Here is a 16,564-nt window from a genome sequence, read left to right as displayed (position 1 = left end):
CACATCCAACAAGGTGGCGCATCGGCAACTAGCTCACGATATGCGAGCTCATAAAATCGATAAAGCGCCTCGTGGCGATAGGCATGGTGTCCCAGCTGCGCCAGGCTGCCACCACGTCGCGCGAGGGGGCGTGCACGATGGGACGCACGCGAATATCGGCCTGCATGCCCTCAACGGTACGACGGTAGAGCATGCTCACGCCTAACCCCTCCTCCACCATCGCCATAATGGTGTAGTCGTCGGTGACCTCACTCGTCACGTGCGGCGACAGCCCGTGCGTTGCGAATGCATCGAGCACCAGACTCTGTTCGCCCTCATCCAGCAGTACAAACGGCTCGGACGCCAGGTCGGCGAGTGTCACCTTTTCCTTTGCCGCCAGCGGATGGGCGGCCGGCAACAGCGCCACCAACTCGTCGTGATAAACCACGCGCTTCTCGAGCCCCGTGGTAAATCCGCGTGCCGTAAAGCAAAAGTCAACCACGCCATCGTGCACCCACTGGGCGTTGCGCGTGTAATCGCCCTGCTTGAGGGTAAAGCGTACGCCCGGATGCAGGGCCCCAAAGTCGCGGATCACGCGCGGCAACACAGTACGGCTCACATTGGTAAACGTCGCAATGCGAATGTCGGTCGATGAAAGCCCCAGCAACTCCTGGCGCTTGCCCTCGAGCTCGGCCTCGGCAGTTACGATCTGGCGCAGATACGGCAGATACTGCTTGCCGTCGCGTGTAAGCGAGACGCCCTGCTTGCCGCGCTCGATAATCGTGGTGCCCAGCTCGCGTTCGAGCGCCTTGACCGCCTGGCTCACCGCGCTTTGCGTATAGCCCAGCTCGTCGGCCGCGCCCTTCAGGCTGCCGCGATCGACCACCATACAAACAATCTGATACCGCGATGCCATCGTGCCTCCACATCGATGTAGCCGTAAAACGTTTTGCCAGCACTTTTTCTAGTAGCATTAGTATTTCTTAATTATACTGAAGATACATTCGCTTTACTACATCCACATCTGGGCGCAGAATCCTTTTTGCGAAACCGTTCTGTAACAAAAGGAGTCCCATGGATCGCAAAAAAGCAATCGCGCTCTCATTTTCCGTTCCCATCGCATGGGGCTTTTCGTACCCCCTCATGAAGATCGGCATGGACAGCATGAACGCCACGAGCATCGTCGCGCTGCGCTGCATCATCGCCTTTGTGGCCTGCCTGCTGCTCTTCCACAAGCACGCGGTGCGCATCAACCGTGACCTGATGGTCCGCGCCGCCATCATCGGCGCCATCATGGCAACCGAGATCACCTGCATGTGCCTGGGCTCCAGCCTCACCTCCGCCTCCACCGCCGGCTTTTTGCAAAGCCTGACGGTCGTAATCGTGCCGTTTGCCAACGCGGCCCTGCTGCGTCGCGCTCCCGAGCGCAAGGTGCTCATCGGCACCGCCATCGTCACCTGCGGCATGTTGCTGCTCTCGGGCGCCGACTTTACCAGCCTGAATCCCGGCGCGATCATCATGCTGCTCTCGGCCTTTATCTATGCCGGCCACATTATCATCGCCAAGCGCTTTGTCGAAGAAGTCGATCCGCTGGCTCTGGGCGTTTGGCAGCTGGGCTTCGGCGGCTTGTTCTCGGGTATCGCCGCATTTACCTTTGGCGGCTTCACGCTTCCCAGCACGCCGAGCGAGATCGTCGTTATCGTTGCGCTCGCACTCATCTGCTCTGCCTACGGCTTTATCACCCAGACGCTCGTGCAGCCCCATGTACCTGCCGAAACCACTGGCTTCGCCTTCTCGCTCGAGCCGGTCTGCTCCGCCGTCTTTTCGTTCTTCCTGGTCGGCGAGGTCCTGAGCCCCATCGCCTTCTTTGGCGCCGCCCTCATCCTCACCGGCGTCATGGTGGCAACTGTCGAGCTTCCGCGCCTTCGCGCACATGGACATGCTCATATGGCGGCAGCGCCCGAGCACGTCTCGTAAACCCCACTCCCCCTGCAGCCGCGGCATAAAGGTAACCGGTGCGCCTTTACAATAGATGCCAACAGAGCATCTGCCATAAAGGAGTTCCATGGACGCTGTAACTCGCGACCGCAACATAGCAACTTGGTTGGGCGATGCGCCGCAGCCGGTACGTGACACGACGAACCAGCTGCTCGAGCGCATCGCCCTTTTGCGTGCCGAGCAGACTATCTACCCGGCACAAGACGACATCCTCAATGCCCTCGCCTACACGCCGGCCGACCAGGTCAAGGTTGTCATCTTGGGGCAAGACCCTTATCACGGACCCAACCAGGCCATGGGGCTGTCGTTCTCGGTCCCCGCGACGCAAGCCAAGCTGCCGCCGAGCCTGCGCAACATCTATAAGGAACTCAACGCCGATCTGGGCTGCCCCATCCCCGCCACGGGAGACCTAACCCCCTGGGCACAACAGGGCGCCCTGCTCCTCAACACCACGCTCACCGTGCGCGAGCATGCCGCGAACTCACACGCTAAGCTGGGCTGGAGCACGCTTACCGACTACGTTATCGAACGTTGCTGCCAGCTGCCCCAACCGGTCGTCTTTTTGGCATGGGGCCGCTTTGCCCAGCAGATGGTCGAGGGCAAGCTCGCCGCGACTGGCGCGGGCAAGGCAACCGGCAAGTACTGCTTAGCCTCCACGCACCCCTCGCCACTTTCGGCAAACCGTGCCACGGCAGAACTCCCCGCTTTTATGGGGTCGCGCCCCTTCTCTGCTGCCAATGAGCTGCTCGAACAATACGGCTCGACCCCCGTCAACTGGACTAGCCTCGGCTAAAAATCGATACATCAAAAACGCGCCCGACGGCAATCTTGCCATCGGGCGCGTCTTGTTACTCGGGCCAGATAAACTGTGCGCGGCCGGCCTCTCCGCCATCGATCAGCAGGCTCTGCCCGGTCATAAACCGGTTGGTCACGCCCACAAAGTAGATCCACTCGGCGATCTCTTGGGCGGTGGCCCAGCGCTTAAGCGGCGTGAGCTCCATAATCTGGTTCCACAGGTGTTCGTCTTCCATCACGCAACGGTTGAGCGGCGTGATAACGCCGCCCGGGTCCACACTGTTGGCGATGGCCTGCGGCGCCAAGCGGTTTGCAAGGTTCTTGGTGTAGGCGATAACGCCGCCCTTGCTGGCGGCATAGGCGGGAAACTCCGATCCCGTATGCCCGCTCGCCGACCCCACATTGACCACGGATGTAATGGCCGGCGCCGGCTTGGCGGCAAGCCCCTCCCCCACAAAGGCATAGCGCTCGGTCACGTTGATGGTGCTGCACAGGTTGGCGGCAATATCGTCGGCCGAATCCTGCGTGCCGGCAACGTTCACGATCACCTGGGGTTCAAGCTCGTCCGGAAACGAGTCCGGCTCGCGGACATCGACGATCAGATGGCGATAGTGCTCGTGCTCGACTGCCGCCGGCAGCAAATCAAAGCCCACGACCTCGTGGCCCTCGTCCAAAAAACGCTGCACGCACGCGGCTCCGATACCGCCCGAGGCACCCGTGATCAAAACCCGCATACTTGCTCCTTAGGCGGTTGCGTGACGCTCGAGGTACTCGGCGCCCACATTCTCGCGCTCCCAGCCACGCACGACCTTGTAGCCCACGGGGCTCAGGAAGACCTCACACAGCAGCTCGGCAACAGCGCCGGTCAGCGAGCACATAAGAACCTGCACCCAGGTCCAGCCAAAGAACGTGTGGCTCACCACAATGGCAAAGACCAGGTTGTCGATAAACTGGCCAACACCCGTGGACACATAGGAGCGGAAGGCGAAGCTCGCAAAGTTATTCTTTTTGAGCATACGGCCGAGCGACTGGTTGAGCGTGGAGTTAACGACGGCAGAGACGAGCATGGCGAGCGAAGATCCAAACACCACGTACCAGGTGCCGCCGATGGTGGCGTTAAGGGCGGTGTTGACCTCGATCATGCCCGTGTCATAGTAGGCGCCCCACATGCCGGGCGTGAGCGAGCACAGCCAAAAGCACAGGCTTACGGCCAGGTTGACCGCCAGCGCGAGGATAGAGATTTTGATGGATGCCTTGGCGCCAAAACGCTTGCAGATCATGTCCTGGCACAAAAACGAGACCCAGCTCACCACAAAGCCGCAATCGAGTGCCAGATACGGTAGGCTGATAAGCTCTTTGTTGGCCAGCAGGTTCATCATGATGACGCTCACGAAAAACAGCGAAACCGTTGCCGCGGGAATGCTCCGCAACAGGACCTTGTAGTCCTCCATGACCTTCTTGATCATTATGTACTCCTTTGGTTTTAGGTTTAACGAGCAGGATATCGGACCCGAACTGCTCGGCCGCCACGGTCTTGAGGCGACGGTGGGTATGATAGCCGCTCACGCGGCGGCAGGCAAGCAAACGGTGCGGCAGCCCCGCAGGGCCACCGCGCCGGTGCACTAAAACGTTACGTTGCCAAACTCCGACAGGACAAGGTCGGGGTTGTGGTCGGTCGCCCAGTCAACATTCCACGGACTCGTGAACAGCAGCAGCTTGCCGCCGCGCATGTCCTCGACACGCAGCGTGTCGCGCGTGAGCGAAAGACCCGGGATATCGATGGTGTCGGAGTCGTTTTGGATCCAGCGAATGTCCGTATAGGGCAGCGGCTGGCGACGAACCTCGACACGGTACTCAGCCTTGAGGCGGCGCTCGAGTACCTCAAACTGCAGCACGCCGACCACGCCCACGATGACGCTCTCCATGCCGGCACCCAGCTCGCGGAAGATCTGGATGGCGCCCTCCTGGGCAAGCTCCTCCATGCCCTTCACAAACTGCTTGCGCTTGAGCGTGTCGACCTGCGTAATGCGGGCAAACATCTCGGGGGCAAACGTCGGGATCTGCGGATACTGCACGTGGCGCTTGCCGGAGCACACGGTGTCGCCGATGCTAAAGATACCGGGATCGAACAGGCCCACGATGTCGCCGGCGTACGCCTCGTCCACGATGGCGCGATCGTCGGCCATCATCGAGGTGCCCGTAGCCAGCTTGAGCTTGCGGTTGCCCTGCACATGGAAGGCATCCATGCCGCGCTCGAACTTGCCCGAGCAAATGCGCACAAAGGCAATGCGATCGCGATGGTTCTTGTCCATGTTGGCCTGGATCTTAAACACGAAGCCGCTAAAGTCGTTCTCGGCGGGCGCGACCGGCTCGCTGGTGAGTGTATCGGTATAGGCGCGCGGCGTCGGGGCCAGACGCAGGAACTCTTTAAGGAAGGGCTCCACACCAAAGTTGGTGAGTGCCGAGCCAAAGAACGCCGGGCTCAGCTTGCCGCAGGCCACGGCATCCAGGTCGAGCTCGTCACCGGCGCCATCGAGCAGCTCGATGTCGTCCATCAGGTTCTTGTGGTTCTCCTCGCCAATAAGCTCGTCCATGGCCGGATCGCCCAGCTCGGCCTCGACCTCGGCGACCTTCTTGGTGGCGTTGGCGTGGCCGTCGCCCTCAAAGGCAATGACGCGACGGGTCTGACGATCGAACACGCCGCGGAAGTTGCGCCCGCTGCCGATCGGCCAGTTCATGGGATACGTATTGATACCCAGGACGTTCTCGATCTCTTCCATGAGCTCAAACGGATCGCGAGCCTCGTGGTCGAGCTTGTTCACAAAGGTAAAGATGGGAATATGGCGCAGCGTACAGACCTTAAAGAGCTTTTTGGTCTGGGCCTCGACGCCCTTAGCGCCGTCGATGACCATGACTGCGGCGTCGGCGGCCATAAGGGTACGGTAGGTATCCTCCGAGAAGTCCTGGTGGCCGGGGGTATCGAGGATGTTGACGCAGGCGCCGTTGTAGGTGAACTGCAGCACCGAGGAGGTAACGGAAATACCGCGCTCCTTCTCGATGTCCATCCAGTCCGAGACGGCATGCTTGGCCGAGCTCTTGCCCTTGACCGAGCCGGCAGTCTGGATGCTGCCGGTATAGAGCAGCAGCTTCTCGGTAAGCGTGGTCTTACCGGCGTCCGGGTGGCTGATAATCGCGAACGTGCGGCGCGACGAGATTTCATCCGACAGGCTTGCCATGCGGATCCTTTCTTGCATTGAGTGCATTACGTCGTTGTAACCGCACCATTGTAGCCGCGAAATCCCGCCATAGGGCACCTATCAGGACAAATTCATCAGTTGGGGCCTGGGTAGCCGGCCCAATCCGAATTTGTCTCTTGCGTAACTGTACATAGTGTATATATACTGTGCTTACCGGGTATATACACGTGTAGCCCAACAGCTAAGGAGCCGCTGTGGACATCATCCTATCCAATTCGAGCGACAAGCCCATCTACGAGCAAATAGCCTCGCAAGTCAAAGCTCAGATCCTTTCGGGCACGCTCGCTGCGGGAGCCAAACTCCCCAGCATCCGCGCGCTGGCGAGCGACCTGGGCGTGAGCGTCATCACCACCAAGCGCGCCTATGCCGACCTGGAGCAACTCGGCTTCATCTGCACCGTGCAGGGCAAGGGCTGTTTTGTCGCCGAGGGCAACCAGGAGCTCTTGCGCGAAAACCAGCTCTGTCATATCGAAAAGCTGCTCGCACAGGCAGCAACGCAAGCCGAAACCCTAGGCGTCACGCGCGGCAAACTACACGAGATGCTCGACCTGGTAGCCCCCGAAACCATGCAGTAGCCATCTGCAAGAAAGGCTATACCATGCAAAACCTTTTAGAACTCAAAGGTGTATCGCGCCGTGTGAGCGACCGCTTTTCCCTCCACGACGTCACGCTCGCTGTGGAACCCGGCCAGATCGTCGGCTTTGTGGGCGCAAACGGCGCCGGCAAGACAACGACCATTCGCGCCGCGCTTGGGCTTATAAAGCTCGATGCCGGCGAGGTGCATCTGCTTGGACAGCGCTGCGATACATACGCGCCCGACGAGACGCAGCGCCACCTGCGCTCCCGCATCGGGCTTGTCCTGGACACGTGTCCCTTCCCCTCCACGCTCAAGGTGGGCGAGGTCGAGAGGCTCGTAGGCCCGGCGTACCCCACGTGGAGCTGTGAAACGTTCGCCGGATTCATCGACCGATTTGGCCTCGATCCCAAGACGAAGGTCAAGGACCTCTCCCGCGGCATGGGCATGAAGCTGCAGCTCGCCTGCGCGCTCAGCCACCATGCCAAGCTGCTCGTTTTGGACGAAGCCACCGCGGGCCTCGATCCCATGGCACGCGAAGAGCTGCTTGACGAGCTGCTCGCCTTTGTTTCCGACGGCCAGCGCAGCGTGCTGCTCTCGAGCCATATTACGTCCGACCTCGATCGCGCCGCCGACCGCGTCATCTGCATCGATAACGGCTCGATTGTATTTGACCTGCCGCGGGAGGACATTACCGACCGCGCCGGCATCGCCCATTGCACGCAGGCGCAGGCGTCCGAGCTCATGGCTTGCGTCGAAGGCGCCCATGCCGCCCGCCACGCCTATAGCGTGGACGTGCTCGTGCCCAACCGTCACGAGGCGCTCGAGGCCTTCCCCGAGATTCCCTGCGACCGGGCAACCATTGATGATTACCTGCGCCTCATGCTGAAAGGAGCTTCGAAATGAAACGCGCCTTTATGTCCGAGCTCGCCATCGTTCGCTCGCTTGTCCCAAGCATCGCGGGCGTCGGCCTGTTCATCTTCGTCGTGTTGACCCTCGCCAACGCATCGGATGGCGATTCCGGCATGAGCGCCGGCGCCTGCGCGGTCAGTGCCATGTCGCCCATCATGGTTATGAGCTCGCTGGCCGGCTTCGACAATCAAAACGGATGGGAGCGCTATCGGGCAACGCTGCCCATCTCGCGCAAAGACATCATCTGCGCACGCTACCTGAGCATCATTGTCTTTTCAGCCGTCATGGCGTGCGCCGGCGCGCTTTTGAGCATCATCACCCTTCCGTTCTTCGATCACACGGGTATGCCCTCGACGGGACAGTTCGTCTTTGAGACCACAATAGCCTCCGCCGCATCGATGCTCATCTCCCTCATGATGGTGTTTTTGGCGCAGCCGTTATTCTTTCGATTTGGACACATGGAGGCGCTGCGCCTTTCCGTCGGCCTGTTTGCCCTGCTCGGATGCCTCGCCATGGCCACACTGAGCTCCTCCAACCCCATCAGCAACTGGCTCATGTCGATTGCTGGGGCGAATCCCGATCCCGCCGTCCTCGGCTGCCTGTGCGCAGGAATTGCCGTACTGGCCCTCGTGCTCTTTGCACTGAGTTGCGCCATCAGTACCAAGGTCTATCGAGCACGCGACCTGTAGGCAAGCGCGGTATCATCGGGCATGCGCCGCAGATCTGGCGCGGTCTTTTATGAGGAGGCGCTCAACCCGTGTCGTGGGTTACAGCAGCATTTGCATCAGCTTTCTTTGCCGGCATCACATCCATTTTGGCCAAATGCGGCATCAGGCACACCGACTCCGACGTTGCAACCGCCATCCGTACTTGCGTGGTGCTCGTATTTGCCTGGGCAATGGCGGGCATTTCTGGATCCATCGGAGCAATCGGCGCCATTCCCGCCAAAGCCTGGCTATTCCTCACCCTCTCGGGACTCGCCACCGGCGCCTCGTGGATCTGTTACTTTAAGGCGCTCAGCATCGGAGACGTCAACAAGGTTGTACCCGTCGACAAGATGAGCACCGTGCTCGCCGTGCTGATCGCCATAGTGCTTTTTGGTGAGACAGGCAACCTGGCGGTCAAGCTCGTGGGAACCGCAGTTATCACGCTCGGCACGTTTTTGATGATCGAGAAAAAGCAGTCCGTCGGCGCAGAGCAAAAGCAAGACCGAGCCTGGCTCGCTTACGCCCTCGGCGCCGCCGTGTTCGCGGCACTCACCTCCGTCCTCGCCAAGATCGGCATCGAAGGTGTCGAGTCAAACCTGGCCACGGCAATCCGCACCTGTGTGGTACTTGTTATGGCATGGGCAATCGTGGCTGCCAAGGGAAAGCTGGAGCAGGTCGCGCGCATTGACCCGCGCGAACTCGCATTTCTTGCGGCATCGGGCATTGCGACCGGCGCGTCGTGGCTGCTGTACTACTACGCCATCGCTGCAGGCCAGGTGAGCGTCGTCGTGCAAATCGACAAACTATCGATTGTCGTATCGGTGCTGTTCGCACGACTGGCCTTCAACGAAAAGCTGTCGCATCGAAGCGCCATCGGCCTTTTCCTCATCGTGCTGGGCACCGCCGCGCTCGCGATTTGGAAGTAGCGTCGGTGCCAGGCGAGATTCAGTCCACCCGCAAATCCGTGACACAGCGCCCACACCGGGCTTGAGATGTTTGTATTGCCCGCGCGCTACCGTGCTACTTGCGCAGCGGCTTGGGCAGCGGAATGCCGGCGGCGATGACGGCCGCGATGATCATGCAAACGATACCCTTGAGTGGGAAGCACATGAGCAGCAGGCCCACAACCATAACAGGCTGGCGCATAACGGCGCCCATCGTCGATGCCGTGCAGACGGCGACGCAAAAGACCGGATCTGCGCCGGTGAGGATGGCAAGGCCGTAGCCCAGGCTTACGCCCGAGAAGATAACCGGGAAGAAGTGGCCGCCGCGCCAGCCCATGTTGATGAGGGCGGGTGTCAGCATGGCCTTAACAAGACCGGTCGCGATGAGCACACCGGCGGGGATGGTGAGGTAGGTCTCCATAAGTACGTCGGCCTGGGTCTCACCGGCAAACATGGTATAAGGCAGAACTGTGCCGCAGATGGCGAGCGCCAGACCAGCCAGCATGGCCTTGACGACGGGGCGCTCCCCTATTGTATGGGACAGCGCCTCACTTGCATGCTCGGAGACAAAGTACAGCCAACCGCATACGGTGCCGACCAACGCCAGCGGAATGAGCCAGACAAGTTCCAGGTTGCCCACCTCGGCAGCCTCGAACCTCGGCATGCCCATGCCGCCACCCATAAGCTGGCCGAGCAGCAGATAGGTGCCCAGACCGCCGGCAATCGCAATGCCGTAGACCACAGTCTTTTGCGCCTTGGGGAGCTTGATGGTGATCTCATCGGATGCGGGGTCCTCGTCGCCGTCAGCGCTACCGGCGAGCGGCGCCACAAAGCCAAAGACGGGTGCGGTGAAGAGCGCCGTCAACGCGGCCTGGGTACCCAGCAGCGTAAGCTCCCTAAACTCGGCGCCGAAGCGACGCATGCGGTCGCCAACCCAGCTGCACAGACCCGCGATAACACCGGTCAGGCCGGCCTCCGGTCCAATACTTCCGCCAAACAGCAGCGGCAGCAACGCCGCGAGCGAAAGCTTGCCCAGGTTGTCATACGGGTAGCGCCCGTCTTGCTTAACCTTAGCCATCACCTGGTTGAGGTCATCGGTCTTGGTGCCCGTAAGCTTTTCGTACAGACCGATCAGCAGGCCGCCCAACAGGCAGACAAAAAACGGGTACGGCAAAAAGCCAAACGGGCCACTGGCAAGCTCGGGCGAAGCGACGCCCAGCGCGTGCGGAATCTCGGTCCATAGATAGTCGATGCCGTGCTCCATCGCGAAAAAGAACAGCCAGACCGCGGCACCTGCGAACGCACCGGTCACGGCAACGCTCACTAAAAACAGCGCGCGGTTTGTGGGTTTGGCAAGGTTATCCATCGGGTCCTCCCGCGGTCAAAGTCGACATAGTTACGTTTTATTGTAGGGCGGGCACGGCGCGGGCGGGCTAACCATCTGCGCCGCGAACGACACCGTTGGGCGCCGCACGCGCGGCAGGCCCGAGGCCTAGTTGTCGATAATCGATGCGATTTGGTGCAGGTTATCGGCAAAGTAAATCCCCTGCTGGCGCTGCGGGCTCGATAGGCCCTTATCGATCATATGCTCGAGCAACGCCTTGAGGTCGTTGTAGTAGCCCCCGAGGTTGTACAGGATGCACGGCGCACTCAGATGCCCCAGCGACACGGCCGACATGACCTCGGCAATCTCCTCGAGCGTACCCGTCCCACCGGGAAAGGCGATGAACGCGTCACCGAGCTCAATCATCTTGGCCTTGCGCTCGGCCATGTCGCTCGTCACGATGAGGTCGTCGATGCCATCGTGCTGAAACTCGGCCTCGATAAAAAAGCTCGGCTCCACGCCAGTCACGTGTCCACTGGCATCGAGTACGCTATCGGCGAGCGCACCCATCAGGCCCGATTTGGACCCGCCGTATACCAGCGCGTGCCCGTTGGAGCCAATCCAGTTGCCCAGCTCTTGCACCGCAGGCAAAAATGCTGGGTCGTTACCAACGCTGGCGCCCAGGTATACCGTGATATTCATATTTAGTCCCCCTCATCGTGACGCGCGGCGCCCGTTCTAGCGTTGGCGTCGGCGATATTCGCGCACACGGCGCGATAGGTCGGCAAGCTCGTCACGATCGAGCTCTTCCAAATGCTCAAGATCATCCATAAAGCGCGCCATGGTGTCCTTTTGGCGCATCTTGATGAGCGTATTGCAGTAGTTCACCGCCACGCCCGTGAGCATGGCGATGTAGAAGATGCTGATGACGCTCAAAACGACAGTGATAGCGCGGGCAACCGGCGTCTCGGCCGGGATATCGCCAAAGCCGATGGTCGATACGGTCTCAAAGCTAAACCAGAGGCCGTCGCCAAACGTAAGGGTCGTGGGCTCGGACAGCCAGACGGCCGTCGAGCACAGCAGATAGAAGACGAGAAACAGGCCCGTGATGCGTGCAAAGCCAGCCTGGCGCAACACGTCGGCAAGCGTCCTCAACTTGTTCATCGCGACCCCTTTTCCCAGACGCCCAATCACATTCGCTCGGTATTGTCCCACGCCTCCCCCGCAAACGGAACTAGTCATTGGGGACGTTCTTAAACGACTAGTCAGTTAAGAACGTCCCCAATGACTACCTAACCGTTTAGCGGTGCGGCGGCTGAATGGGCAGGCTGAGCTGGTATCCTTATGCGAAACTGTCTCAACTCGATAGGATTTCATGTGAAACCTTCCGCCGTCCTTCGCTTGGCTCTATATCGCACCCTGGCGGTCGCGCTTGCCGCGCTCGCCATACTGAGCGCCGTCATGCCCGCCCCCGCCTTTGCCGCCGACTCCGACCAGCAGGTCAAGACGGTCCGCGTTGGCTGGCTCGTCAACAACAAAGGCTTCCAGGAAGGCATGCCGGGCGAGCGACTCTCGGGGTGGGGCTACGAGTACCTCCAGACCCTCTCGTATTACACAAAGGGCTGGCAATACGAATACGTTAGCGGCACCTTCTCCGAGCTTATGGACATGCTCGAAGCAGGCGAAATCGACCTCATGCCCAACATCTCGTATTCGGCAGAACGCGAGCAGAAGCTGCTCTTTTCCTCGAACCCCGAGGGCACCGAGCGCTACTACATCTACGCCAGGCCCGACCGCGACGATCTGGCCAAGGGTGACCCCCAGGCGCTCCAAGGCCTCACCATCGGCTGCAACTCTGGCGTTATGCAAACTATCGTCGGCCAGCAGTGGCTCGCCGACGAAGGCGTCACCTGCACCTATAAAGAAATCGACACCGGCAGCGCCCTCTTTGAGGCGCTTGCAGACGGCGAGGTCGACGCCGTCATCATGAACGATACCATTTCGTCGCCCGATGCGTCACCCATGTTCTACGTAGGCTCGAGCGACTACTATTTTGCCGTTCCCAAAAGCCGCCCCGATCTGATGAACGACATCAACGCCGCCATGACGACCATCGCCCGCGATAACCCGCGCTATAACGAGGAAGTCAAATCGAGTTACTCGACCCAAAACAGTGGCTCGTCATCGCTCACCGGCCCCGAGACCACCTGGCTCAAAGCAAACGGCAATACCATCACGCTCGGCTATCTTAAAAACCAACTTCCCTACTGCACGCAAAATGACGACGGCGAGATGGAAGGATCGCTCGCCTCGCTTGCAACGACGTTGCACGACAAGTTTGGTATTACGGTCAAAACAATCGCACTCTCGAACAACAGGCAAATGATCAAAGCCCTTTCCAACGGAACCATCGATGTCGCCCTGCCATTGTTTCGCGACTACTGGCTCGCCGAGCAGACAGGAGTCATCCAGTCAAACTCGATGGGAACGGTTTCGCTGACCGCCATTCACAGTGGCAAAAACCTGAACAGCGACCTTAAGAACATCGCTTGTACAAAGAGCACAATCGTTAACCGTTTTGAGCTCGAAAGTCTCTTCCCGAACGCAACAGTAACCGAGTACTCGAATGACGGCGAGGTGCTCAAAGCCCTCAATGAGGGGAAGGCACGTTGCATCATTGTCCCCAGCACGCGCCTGGAAACTCTCCGCGACACCTACGACATCGAGGATTTCGAAACACAGGAACTCACCAACACGGCGCAACTATCGTGTTTAATTTCGCGCGGCAAGCCCGAGCTGCTGGGAATCATCAATAAGGGCATCGTCAATGCAGGTGAATCGCTCTCTGCAAACAGCTATTTCCCCACATCGTACTCGGCGCAAGAATCGGATGCGTTCCGACTTCTCTACCGCAACCGCATCGTCATTGCGGCAGTCGTCATCTGCATTTTGCTCACCGGCATCGTCATCCTTGTCTGGTCGCTTTACCGCGCACAGGAGGAACGGCAGAAAGCCGATGCCGCCAATGCCGCCAAAACCGCTTTCCTCACGCGCATGAGCCACGACATCCGCACGCCGCTCAACGGCATCCTGGGCCTTATCGAAATTGAGGAATTGAGAGAAGGCGACATGCAGGTCGCCCGCGAAAGCCGCGCCAAGGCGCGCGTTGCCGCCAATCACCTGCTGTCACTGATTAACGACATCCTCGAGATGGGCAGGATCGAGGAGCGCAAAGTGACGCTCGAGCACGAATCATTCAACCTTAAAGAGCTGTGCGACAATGCGCTCGTACTGTGCAAGCTCCGCGCATCGGACCGCGGCATAACCATGCTCGACACCAGCGAGCCCTACGCTGTCGACCAATATATGATCGGCAGCCCCACCCATATTCGGCAGATCCTTGTCAACCTGCTCGACAACAGCATCAAGTACAACAAGCACGGAGGCACCGTCACGTTCTCATCGACCATCAAACCGGTCGACGACGAGCACGCCGTGTTTTGCTTTAGCGTCTCGGATACCGGCATTGGTATGACGCCCGAGTTTTTGACGCACATTTACGAGCCGTTTGCCCAGGAAGGCGACGATGCGCGCAGCAAGTTCCAAGGAACCGGCATTGGCATGTCTATCGTCAAATCGCTCATCGATATGATGGGCGGCACGATTGAGATTTCGAGTGAGGTTGGCGTGGGGAGTACGTTTGACGTCCGGATTCCGCTCGATATCGACAAGAACCCTCAGATAAAAGAATGTGCAGACACGCAGGTAAGCAGCTGCTCGCTCGCCGGCATGAACGTCCTTTTGGCAGAAGATAACGAACTCAATGCCGAGATTGCCCAAGCTCTGCTCGAAAGCGAAGGCATCGTCGTGACTCGCGCCGCCGACGGCAACGAAACGGTCGATCTATATGTTGGTCGTCCCGCCGGCAGCTTCGATGCAATCCTGATGGACATCATGATGCCGGGCATGGACGGCTACGAGGCAACCCGGGCGATCCGCCTGAGCGAAAAGGCCGATGCGGCCGACATCCCCATCATCGCGCTCACCGCCAACGCTTTTGCCGAAGACGCCAAGGCGGCACACGACGCCGGCATGAACGCCCATCTGCCCAAACCGCTCGACTTTAGCAAGCTCAAAAACATACTCGCCTGTATCAAGAAAAACGGGGCTGTTTCGCTATAGTTTGTGCTCAACCACCATGCGCAGTAGAAAGGAAGCCAACGATGTTTAGGCCCTTACGTCGAAAGAAACGCGCCATCACCGACGAGAAAGCGCGCGAACTGCTCGCTACCTGCAAGCGCGGCGTCTTTGCCGTCAACGGCGATGATGGCTACCCCTATGCCATTCCCGTCAACTACTTCTTTGACGCCGAGCACGACAAGATTTATTTCCATGGCGCCAAGGCTGGCCACAAGGTCGATTCACTCAGGCATGATGATAAAGTCTGCTTTACCGTTTACGGCAACGTGTGGTACAAGGACGGCGACTGGGCTCCCTACGTTATGAGTACCGTTGTCTTTGGTCGTTGTCGCCTGGTAGATGAAGCGCCCGCGTTTATCGCGGACAAAGTCCGTCAGCTCGCGCTTAAGTACTACCCTTCTGCCGAAGAAGTCGAGGAGGAGATCGCCAAAGACATAAAGGGCGTCCAGCTCTACGAGATTTCGATTGAACATCTTTGCGGCAAGCAGATTCATGAAAAGTAGCGAATGCGGAAAACGCGCTCGCTACCCTCTGCGCCCCATGTGCCCACACATTTTGACGGCGTGGGCACATGGGGCAGCACTCGAATCGAGCGCCCCCTATACCCCAAAAACGTAGCGGTCCAGGCGGTCGCACGCCTCCCTTACGCGCGAAAGCGGCAGCGCCAGATTCACGCGAATGTGGCAGGGCCCGTGGAACGGGCGGCCGTCCTGATACCCCACGCCCACGCGCGCCCCCTCGTCGAGCAGCCACTGAATATCGCGGCCATGCTCGCGGCACCATTCGGTGCAGTCCAGAAACACCATGTACGTGCCTTGCGGACGCGAATAGGACACGCCCGCAAAATGCTCGTCAACGTAATCGCAGAAGCACTCGATATTACCGGCAAGCACCTGGTTGAGCTCGTCCACCCACTCATAGCCCTGAGGCTGATAGGCACCGATAAGCGCATGCATGGAGAGGACGTTCATCTCGTTGTAGTGAGTCTTGTCGGACACGGCGCACACGCGGTCGCGCAGCGTCTCGTTATAGACGATGTGGTAGCTGCCGACCAGGCCCGCCAGGTTAAACGTCTTGCTGGGCGCATAAAGGGCAACCGTGCGCATGCGGGCATCCTCGCTCACCGACTGCGTCGGGATATGCTTGTGACCCGGCAGGATGATATCGGACCAAATCTCATCCGAGATCACCACGCAATCATGCTGGCGATAGATGTCCATGGCGCGCTCGATCTCGTCGCGCTCCCATACGCGCCCGCAGGGATTGTGCGGCGAGCAGAACACCGCGGCATGGATGTGGTTTTGGGCGAGCTTGCGCTCCATGTCCTCATAGTCCATACGCCACACGCCTTGGTCGTCGAGCTTAAGCGGGCTGTGGACAATGCGATAGCCCGCGGCTTCGATAGACTTGGTAAAGCCGATGTAGGTGGGGCTGTGGACCAGCACCGCATCGCCCGGCTGGACATACGCGCGCAGCGTCGACACAACACCGCCCAGCACGCCGTTTTCGTAACCGATATGTTCAGGGCGCAGACCCTCGACGCCATTGCGGCGGCTCTGCCATTCGATGATGCGGTCAGAGTACTCGGCACGCGGATCAAAGTAGCCAAACATGGGGTGCTGGGCACGCTGAATGATGTGTTCCTGGACCGTGGGCACCGTGGCGAAGTTCATGTCCGCCACCCACATGGGAATGCGATCGAAGCCCTCGTCGGGTGCGTTTGGAGCCATGCCGGGGATCTCACCCCAAGAATCAACGGCGATGGAGTCCATGCCGTGGCGGTCGATAAGCGAAGTAAAGTCGTATTTCATCCTGGGCTCCCATGCAAAGCGGATTGTTTTGGTAGGCGTTATTGTCCACCAGCATGGGCGGTT

Annotated in this window: 16 protein-coding genes; 8 read left to right on the top strand and 8 right to left on the bottom strand. The window is 59.6% G+C overall.

Annotation, left to right across the window (positions count from 1 at the left end):
* Positions 1 to 28: 28 nt before the first annotated feature.
* Positions 29 to 895 carry a LysR family transcriptional regulator gene (locus DWW51_RS06915; RefSeq protein WP_117773976.1) on the bottom strand — a complete coding sequence of 289 codons (867 nt, stop codon included), beginning with the start codon at positions 893 to 895 and terminating at the stop codon, positions 29 to 31.
* A gap of 158 nt (positions 896 to 1,053) precedes the next feature.
* On the opposite strand from DWW51_RS06915, the gene DWW51_RS06910 reads away from it, so the two are divergent.
* Positions 1,054 to 1,956 (top strand): DMT family transporter, encoded by a 903-nt coding sequence (locus DWW51_RS06910; RefSeq protein ID WP_117773975.1) that lies wholly within the window; start codon positions 1,054 to 1,056, stop codon positions 1,954 to 1,956.
* An 88-nt stretch (positions 1,957 to 2,044) separates the two neighbouring features.
* Positions 2,045 to 2,770 carry a uracil-DNA glycosylase gene (locus DWW51_RS06905; RefSeq protein WP_117773974.1) on the top strand — a complete coding sequence of 242 codons (726 nt, stop codon included), beginning with the start codon at positions 2,045 to 2,047 and terminating at the stop codon, positions 2,768 to 2,770.
* Between the two features lie 55 nt (positions 2,771 to 2,825).
* On the opposite strand, the gene DWW51_RS06900 is transcribed toward DWW51_RS06905, so the two are convergent.
* From DWW51_RS06900 to DWW51_RS06890, 3 genes are all read right to left on the bottom strand, one after another.
* Positions 2,826 to 3,506 carry an SDR family NAD(P)-dependent oxidoreductase gene (locus tag DWW51_RS06900; RefSeq protein ID WP_117773973.1) on the bottom strand — a complete coding sequence of 227 codons (681 nt, stop codon included), beginning with the start codon at positions 3,504 to 3,506 and terminating at the stop codon, positions 2,826 to 2,828.
* 9 nt (positions 3,507 to 3,515) lie between these two features.
* Positions 3,516 to 4,238, bottom strand: a complete 723-nt coding sequence (locus tag DWW51_RS06895; protein WP_231501599.1) for a VUT family protein — start codon at positions 4,236 to 4,238, stop codon at positions 3,516 to 3,518.
* Positions 4,239 to 4,394: 156 nt separating this feature from the next.
* On the bottom strand, positions 4,395 to 6,008 hold the full coding sequence (locus DWW51_RS06890; RefSeq protein WP_117758269.1) for a peptide chain release factor 3: 1,614 nt from the start codon (positions 6,006 to 6,008) through the stop codon (positions 4,395 to 4,397).
* A 215-nt stretch (positions 6,009 to 6,223) separates the two neighbouring features.
* Here DWW51_RS06890 and DWW51_RS06885 point away from each other — a divergent pair, with 215 nt between their 5' ends.
* The 4 genes from DWW51_RS06885 (at position 6,224) to DWW51_RS06870 (ending at position 9,148) form a co-directional block, all read left to right on the top strand.
* The gene (locus DWW51_RS06885; protein WP_117773972.1) at positions 6,224 to 6,604 is read left to right on the top strand and encodes a GntR family transcriptional regulator; all 381 of its coding nucleotides are present in this window, start codon (positions 6,224 to 6,226) and stop codon (positions 6,602 to 6,604) included.
* A 62-nt stretch (positions 6,605 to 6,666) separates the two neighbouring features.
* Positions 6,667 to 7,509: an ABC transporter ATP-binding protein gene (locus tag DWW51_RS06880; RefSeq protein WP_369832567.1), complete on the top strand. Its 843-nt coding sequence runs from the start codon at positions 6,667 to 6,669 to the stop codon at positions 7,507 to 7,509.
* On the top strand, positions 7,506 to 8,204 hold the full coding sequence (locus tag DWW51_RS06875; RefSeq protein WP_117773970.1) for an ABC-2 transporter permease: 699 nt from the start codon (positions 7,506 to 7,508) through the stop codon (positions 8,202 to 8,204). The genes DWW51_RS06880 and DWW51_RS06875 overlap by 4 nt, the downstream gene beginning before the upstream one ends.
* 68 nt (positions 8,205 to 8,272) lie before the next feature.
* A complete protein-coding gene (locus DWW51_RS06870; RefSeq protein ID WP_117640579.1) occupies positions 8,273 to 9,148 on the top strand; it encodes an EamA family transporter in 876 nt (291 codons plus the stop codon).
* Between the two features lie 94 nt (positions 9,149 to 9,242).
* Here DWW51_RS06870 and DWW51_RS06865 read toward each other — a convergent pair whose 3' ends face one another.
* From DWW51_RS06865 to DWW51_RS06855, 3 genes are all read right to left on the bottom strand, one after another.
* Entirely contained in the window at positions 9,243 to 10,532 is a 1,290-nt protein-coding gene (locus DWW51_RS06865) for a chloride channel protein (RefSeq protein ID WP_117773969.1), read from the bottom strand.
* 126 nt (positions 10,533 to 10,658) lie between these two features.
* Positions 10,659 to 11,192 carry a TIGR00730 family Rossman fold protein gene (locus DWW51_RS06860; RefSeq protein WP_117773968.1) on the bottom strand — a complete coding sequence of 178 codons (534 nt, stop codon included), beginning with the start codon at positions 11,190 to 11,192 and terminating at the stop codon, positions 10,659 to 10,661.
* Positions 11,193 to 11,228: 36 nt separating this feature from the next.
* Positions 11,229 to 11,654, bottom strand: a complete 426-nt coding sequence (locus DWW51_RS06855; RefSeq protein WP_055252221.1) for a potassium channel family protein — start codon at positions 11,652 to 11,654, stop codon at positions 11,229 to 11,231.
* Positions 11,655 to 11,867: 213 nt separating this feature from the next.
* On the opposite strand from DWW51_RS06855, the gene DWW51_RS06850 reads away from it, so the two are divergent.
* Positions 11,868 to 14,672, top strand: a complete 2,805-nt coding sequence (locus tag DWW51_RS06850) for a transporter substrate-binding domain-containing protein (protein ID WP_197032204.1) — start codon at positions 11,868 to 11,870, stop codon at positions 14,670 to 14,672.
* A 41-nt stretch (positions 14,673 to 14,713) separates the two neighbouring features.
* Entirely contained in the window at positions 14,714 to 15,193 is a 480-nt protein-coding gene (locus tag DWW51_RS06845; protein WP_117773966.1) for a pyridoxamine 5'-phosphate oxidase family protein, read from the top strand.
* A 96-nt stretch (positions 15,194 to 15,289) separates the two neighbouring features.
* On the opposite strand, the gene DWW51_RS06840 is transcribed toward DWW51_RS06845, so the two are convergent.
* On the bottom strand, positions 15,290 to 16,501 hold the full coding sequence (locus DWW51_RS06840; RefSeq protein WP_117773965.1) for a MalY/PatB family protein: 1,212 nt from the start codon (positions 16,499 to 16,501) through the stop codon (positions 15,290 to 15,292).
* Positions 16,502 to 16,564: the final 63 nt, after the last annotated feature.

The organism is Collinsella sp. AF15-51, assembly GCF_003462845.1.
Classification (GTDB): domain Bacteria; phylum Actinomycetota; class Coriobacteriia; order Coriobacteriales; family Coriobacteriaceae; genus Collinsella.
Note: the sequence above shows the minus strand (reverse complement) of the source record. Positions and strands in the feature narration are given on the sequence as shown.

Coding starts and splice junctions, on each gene's coding strand:
- DWW51_RS06845 (WP_117773966.1), top strand. CDS start 14,714: ATGTTTAGGCCCTTACGTCGAAAGAAACGCGCCATCACCGACGAGAAA.
- DWW51_RS06860 (WP_117773968.1), bottom strand. CDS start 11,192: ATGAATATCACGGTATACCTGGGCGCCAGCGTTGGTAACGACCCAGCA.
- DWW51_RS06910 (WP_117773975.1), top strand. CDS start 1,054: ATGGATCGCAAAAAAGCAATCGCGCTCTCATTTTCCGTTCCCATCGCA.
- DWW51_RS06840 (WP_117773965.1), bottom strand. CDS start 16,501: ATGAAATACGACTTTACTTCGCTTATCGACCGCCACGGCATGGACTCC.
- DWW51_RS06895 (WP_231501599.1), bottom strand. CDS start 4,238: ATGATCAAGAAGGTCATGGAGGACTACAAGGTCCTGTTGCGGAGCATT.
- DWW51_RS06875 (WP_117773970.1), top strand. CDS start 7,506: ATGAAACGCGCCTTTATGTCCGAGCTCGCCATCGTTCGCTCGCTTGTC.
- DWW51_RS06865 (WP_117773969.1), bottom strand. CDS start 10,532: ATGGATAACCTTGCCAAACCCACAAACCGCGCGCTGTTTTTAGTGAGC.
- DWW51_RS06900 (WP_117773973.1), bottom strand. CDS start 3,506: ATGCGGGTTTTGATCACGGGTGCCTCGGGCGGTATCGGAGCCGCGTGC.
- DWW51_RS06905 (WP_117773974.1), top strand. CDS start 2,045: ATGGACGCTGTAACTCGCGACCGCAACATAGCAACTTGGTTGGGCGAT.
- DWW51_RS06855 (WP_055252221.1), bottom strand. CDS start 11,654: ATGAACAAGTTGAGGACGCTTGCCGACGTGTTGCGCCAGGCTGGCTTT.
- DWW51_RS06915 (WP_117773976.1), bottom strand. CDS start 895: ATGGCATCGCGGTATCAGATTGTTTGTATGGTGGTCGATCGCGGCAGC.
- DWW51_RS06890 (WP_117758269.1), bottom strand. CDS start 6,008: ATGGCAAGCCTGTCGGATGAAATCTCGTCGCGCCGCACGTTCGCGATT.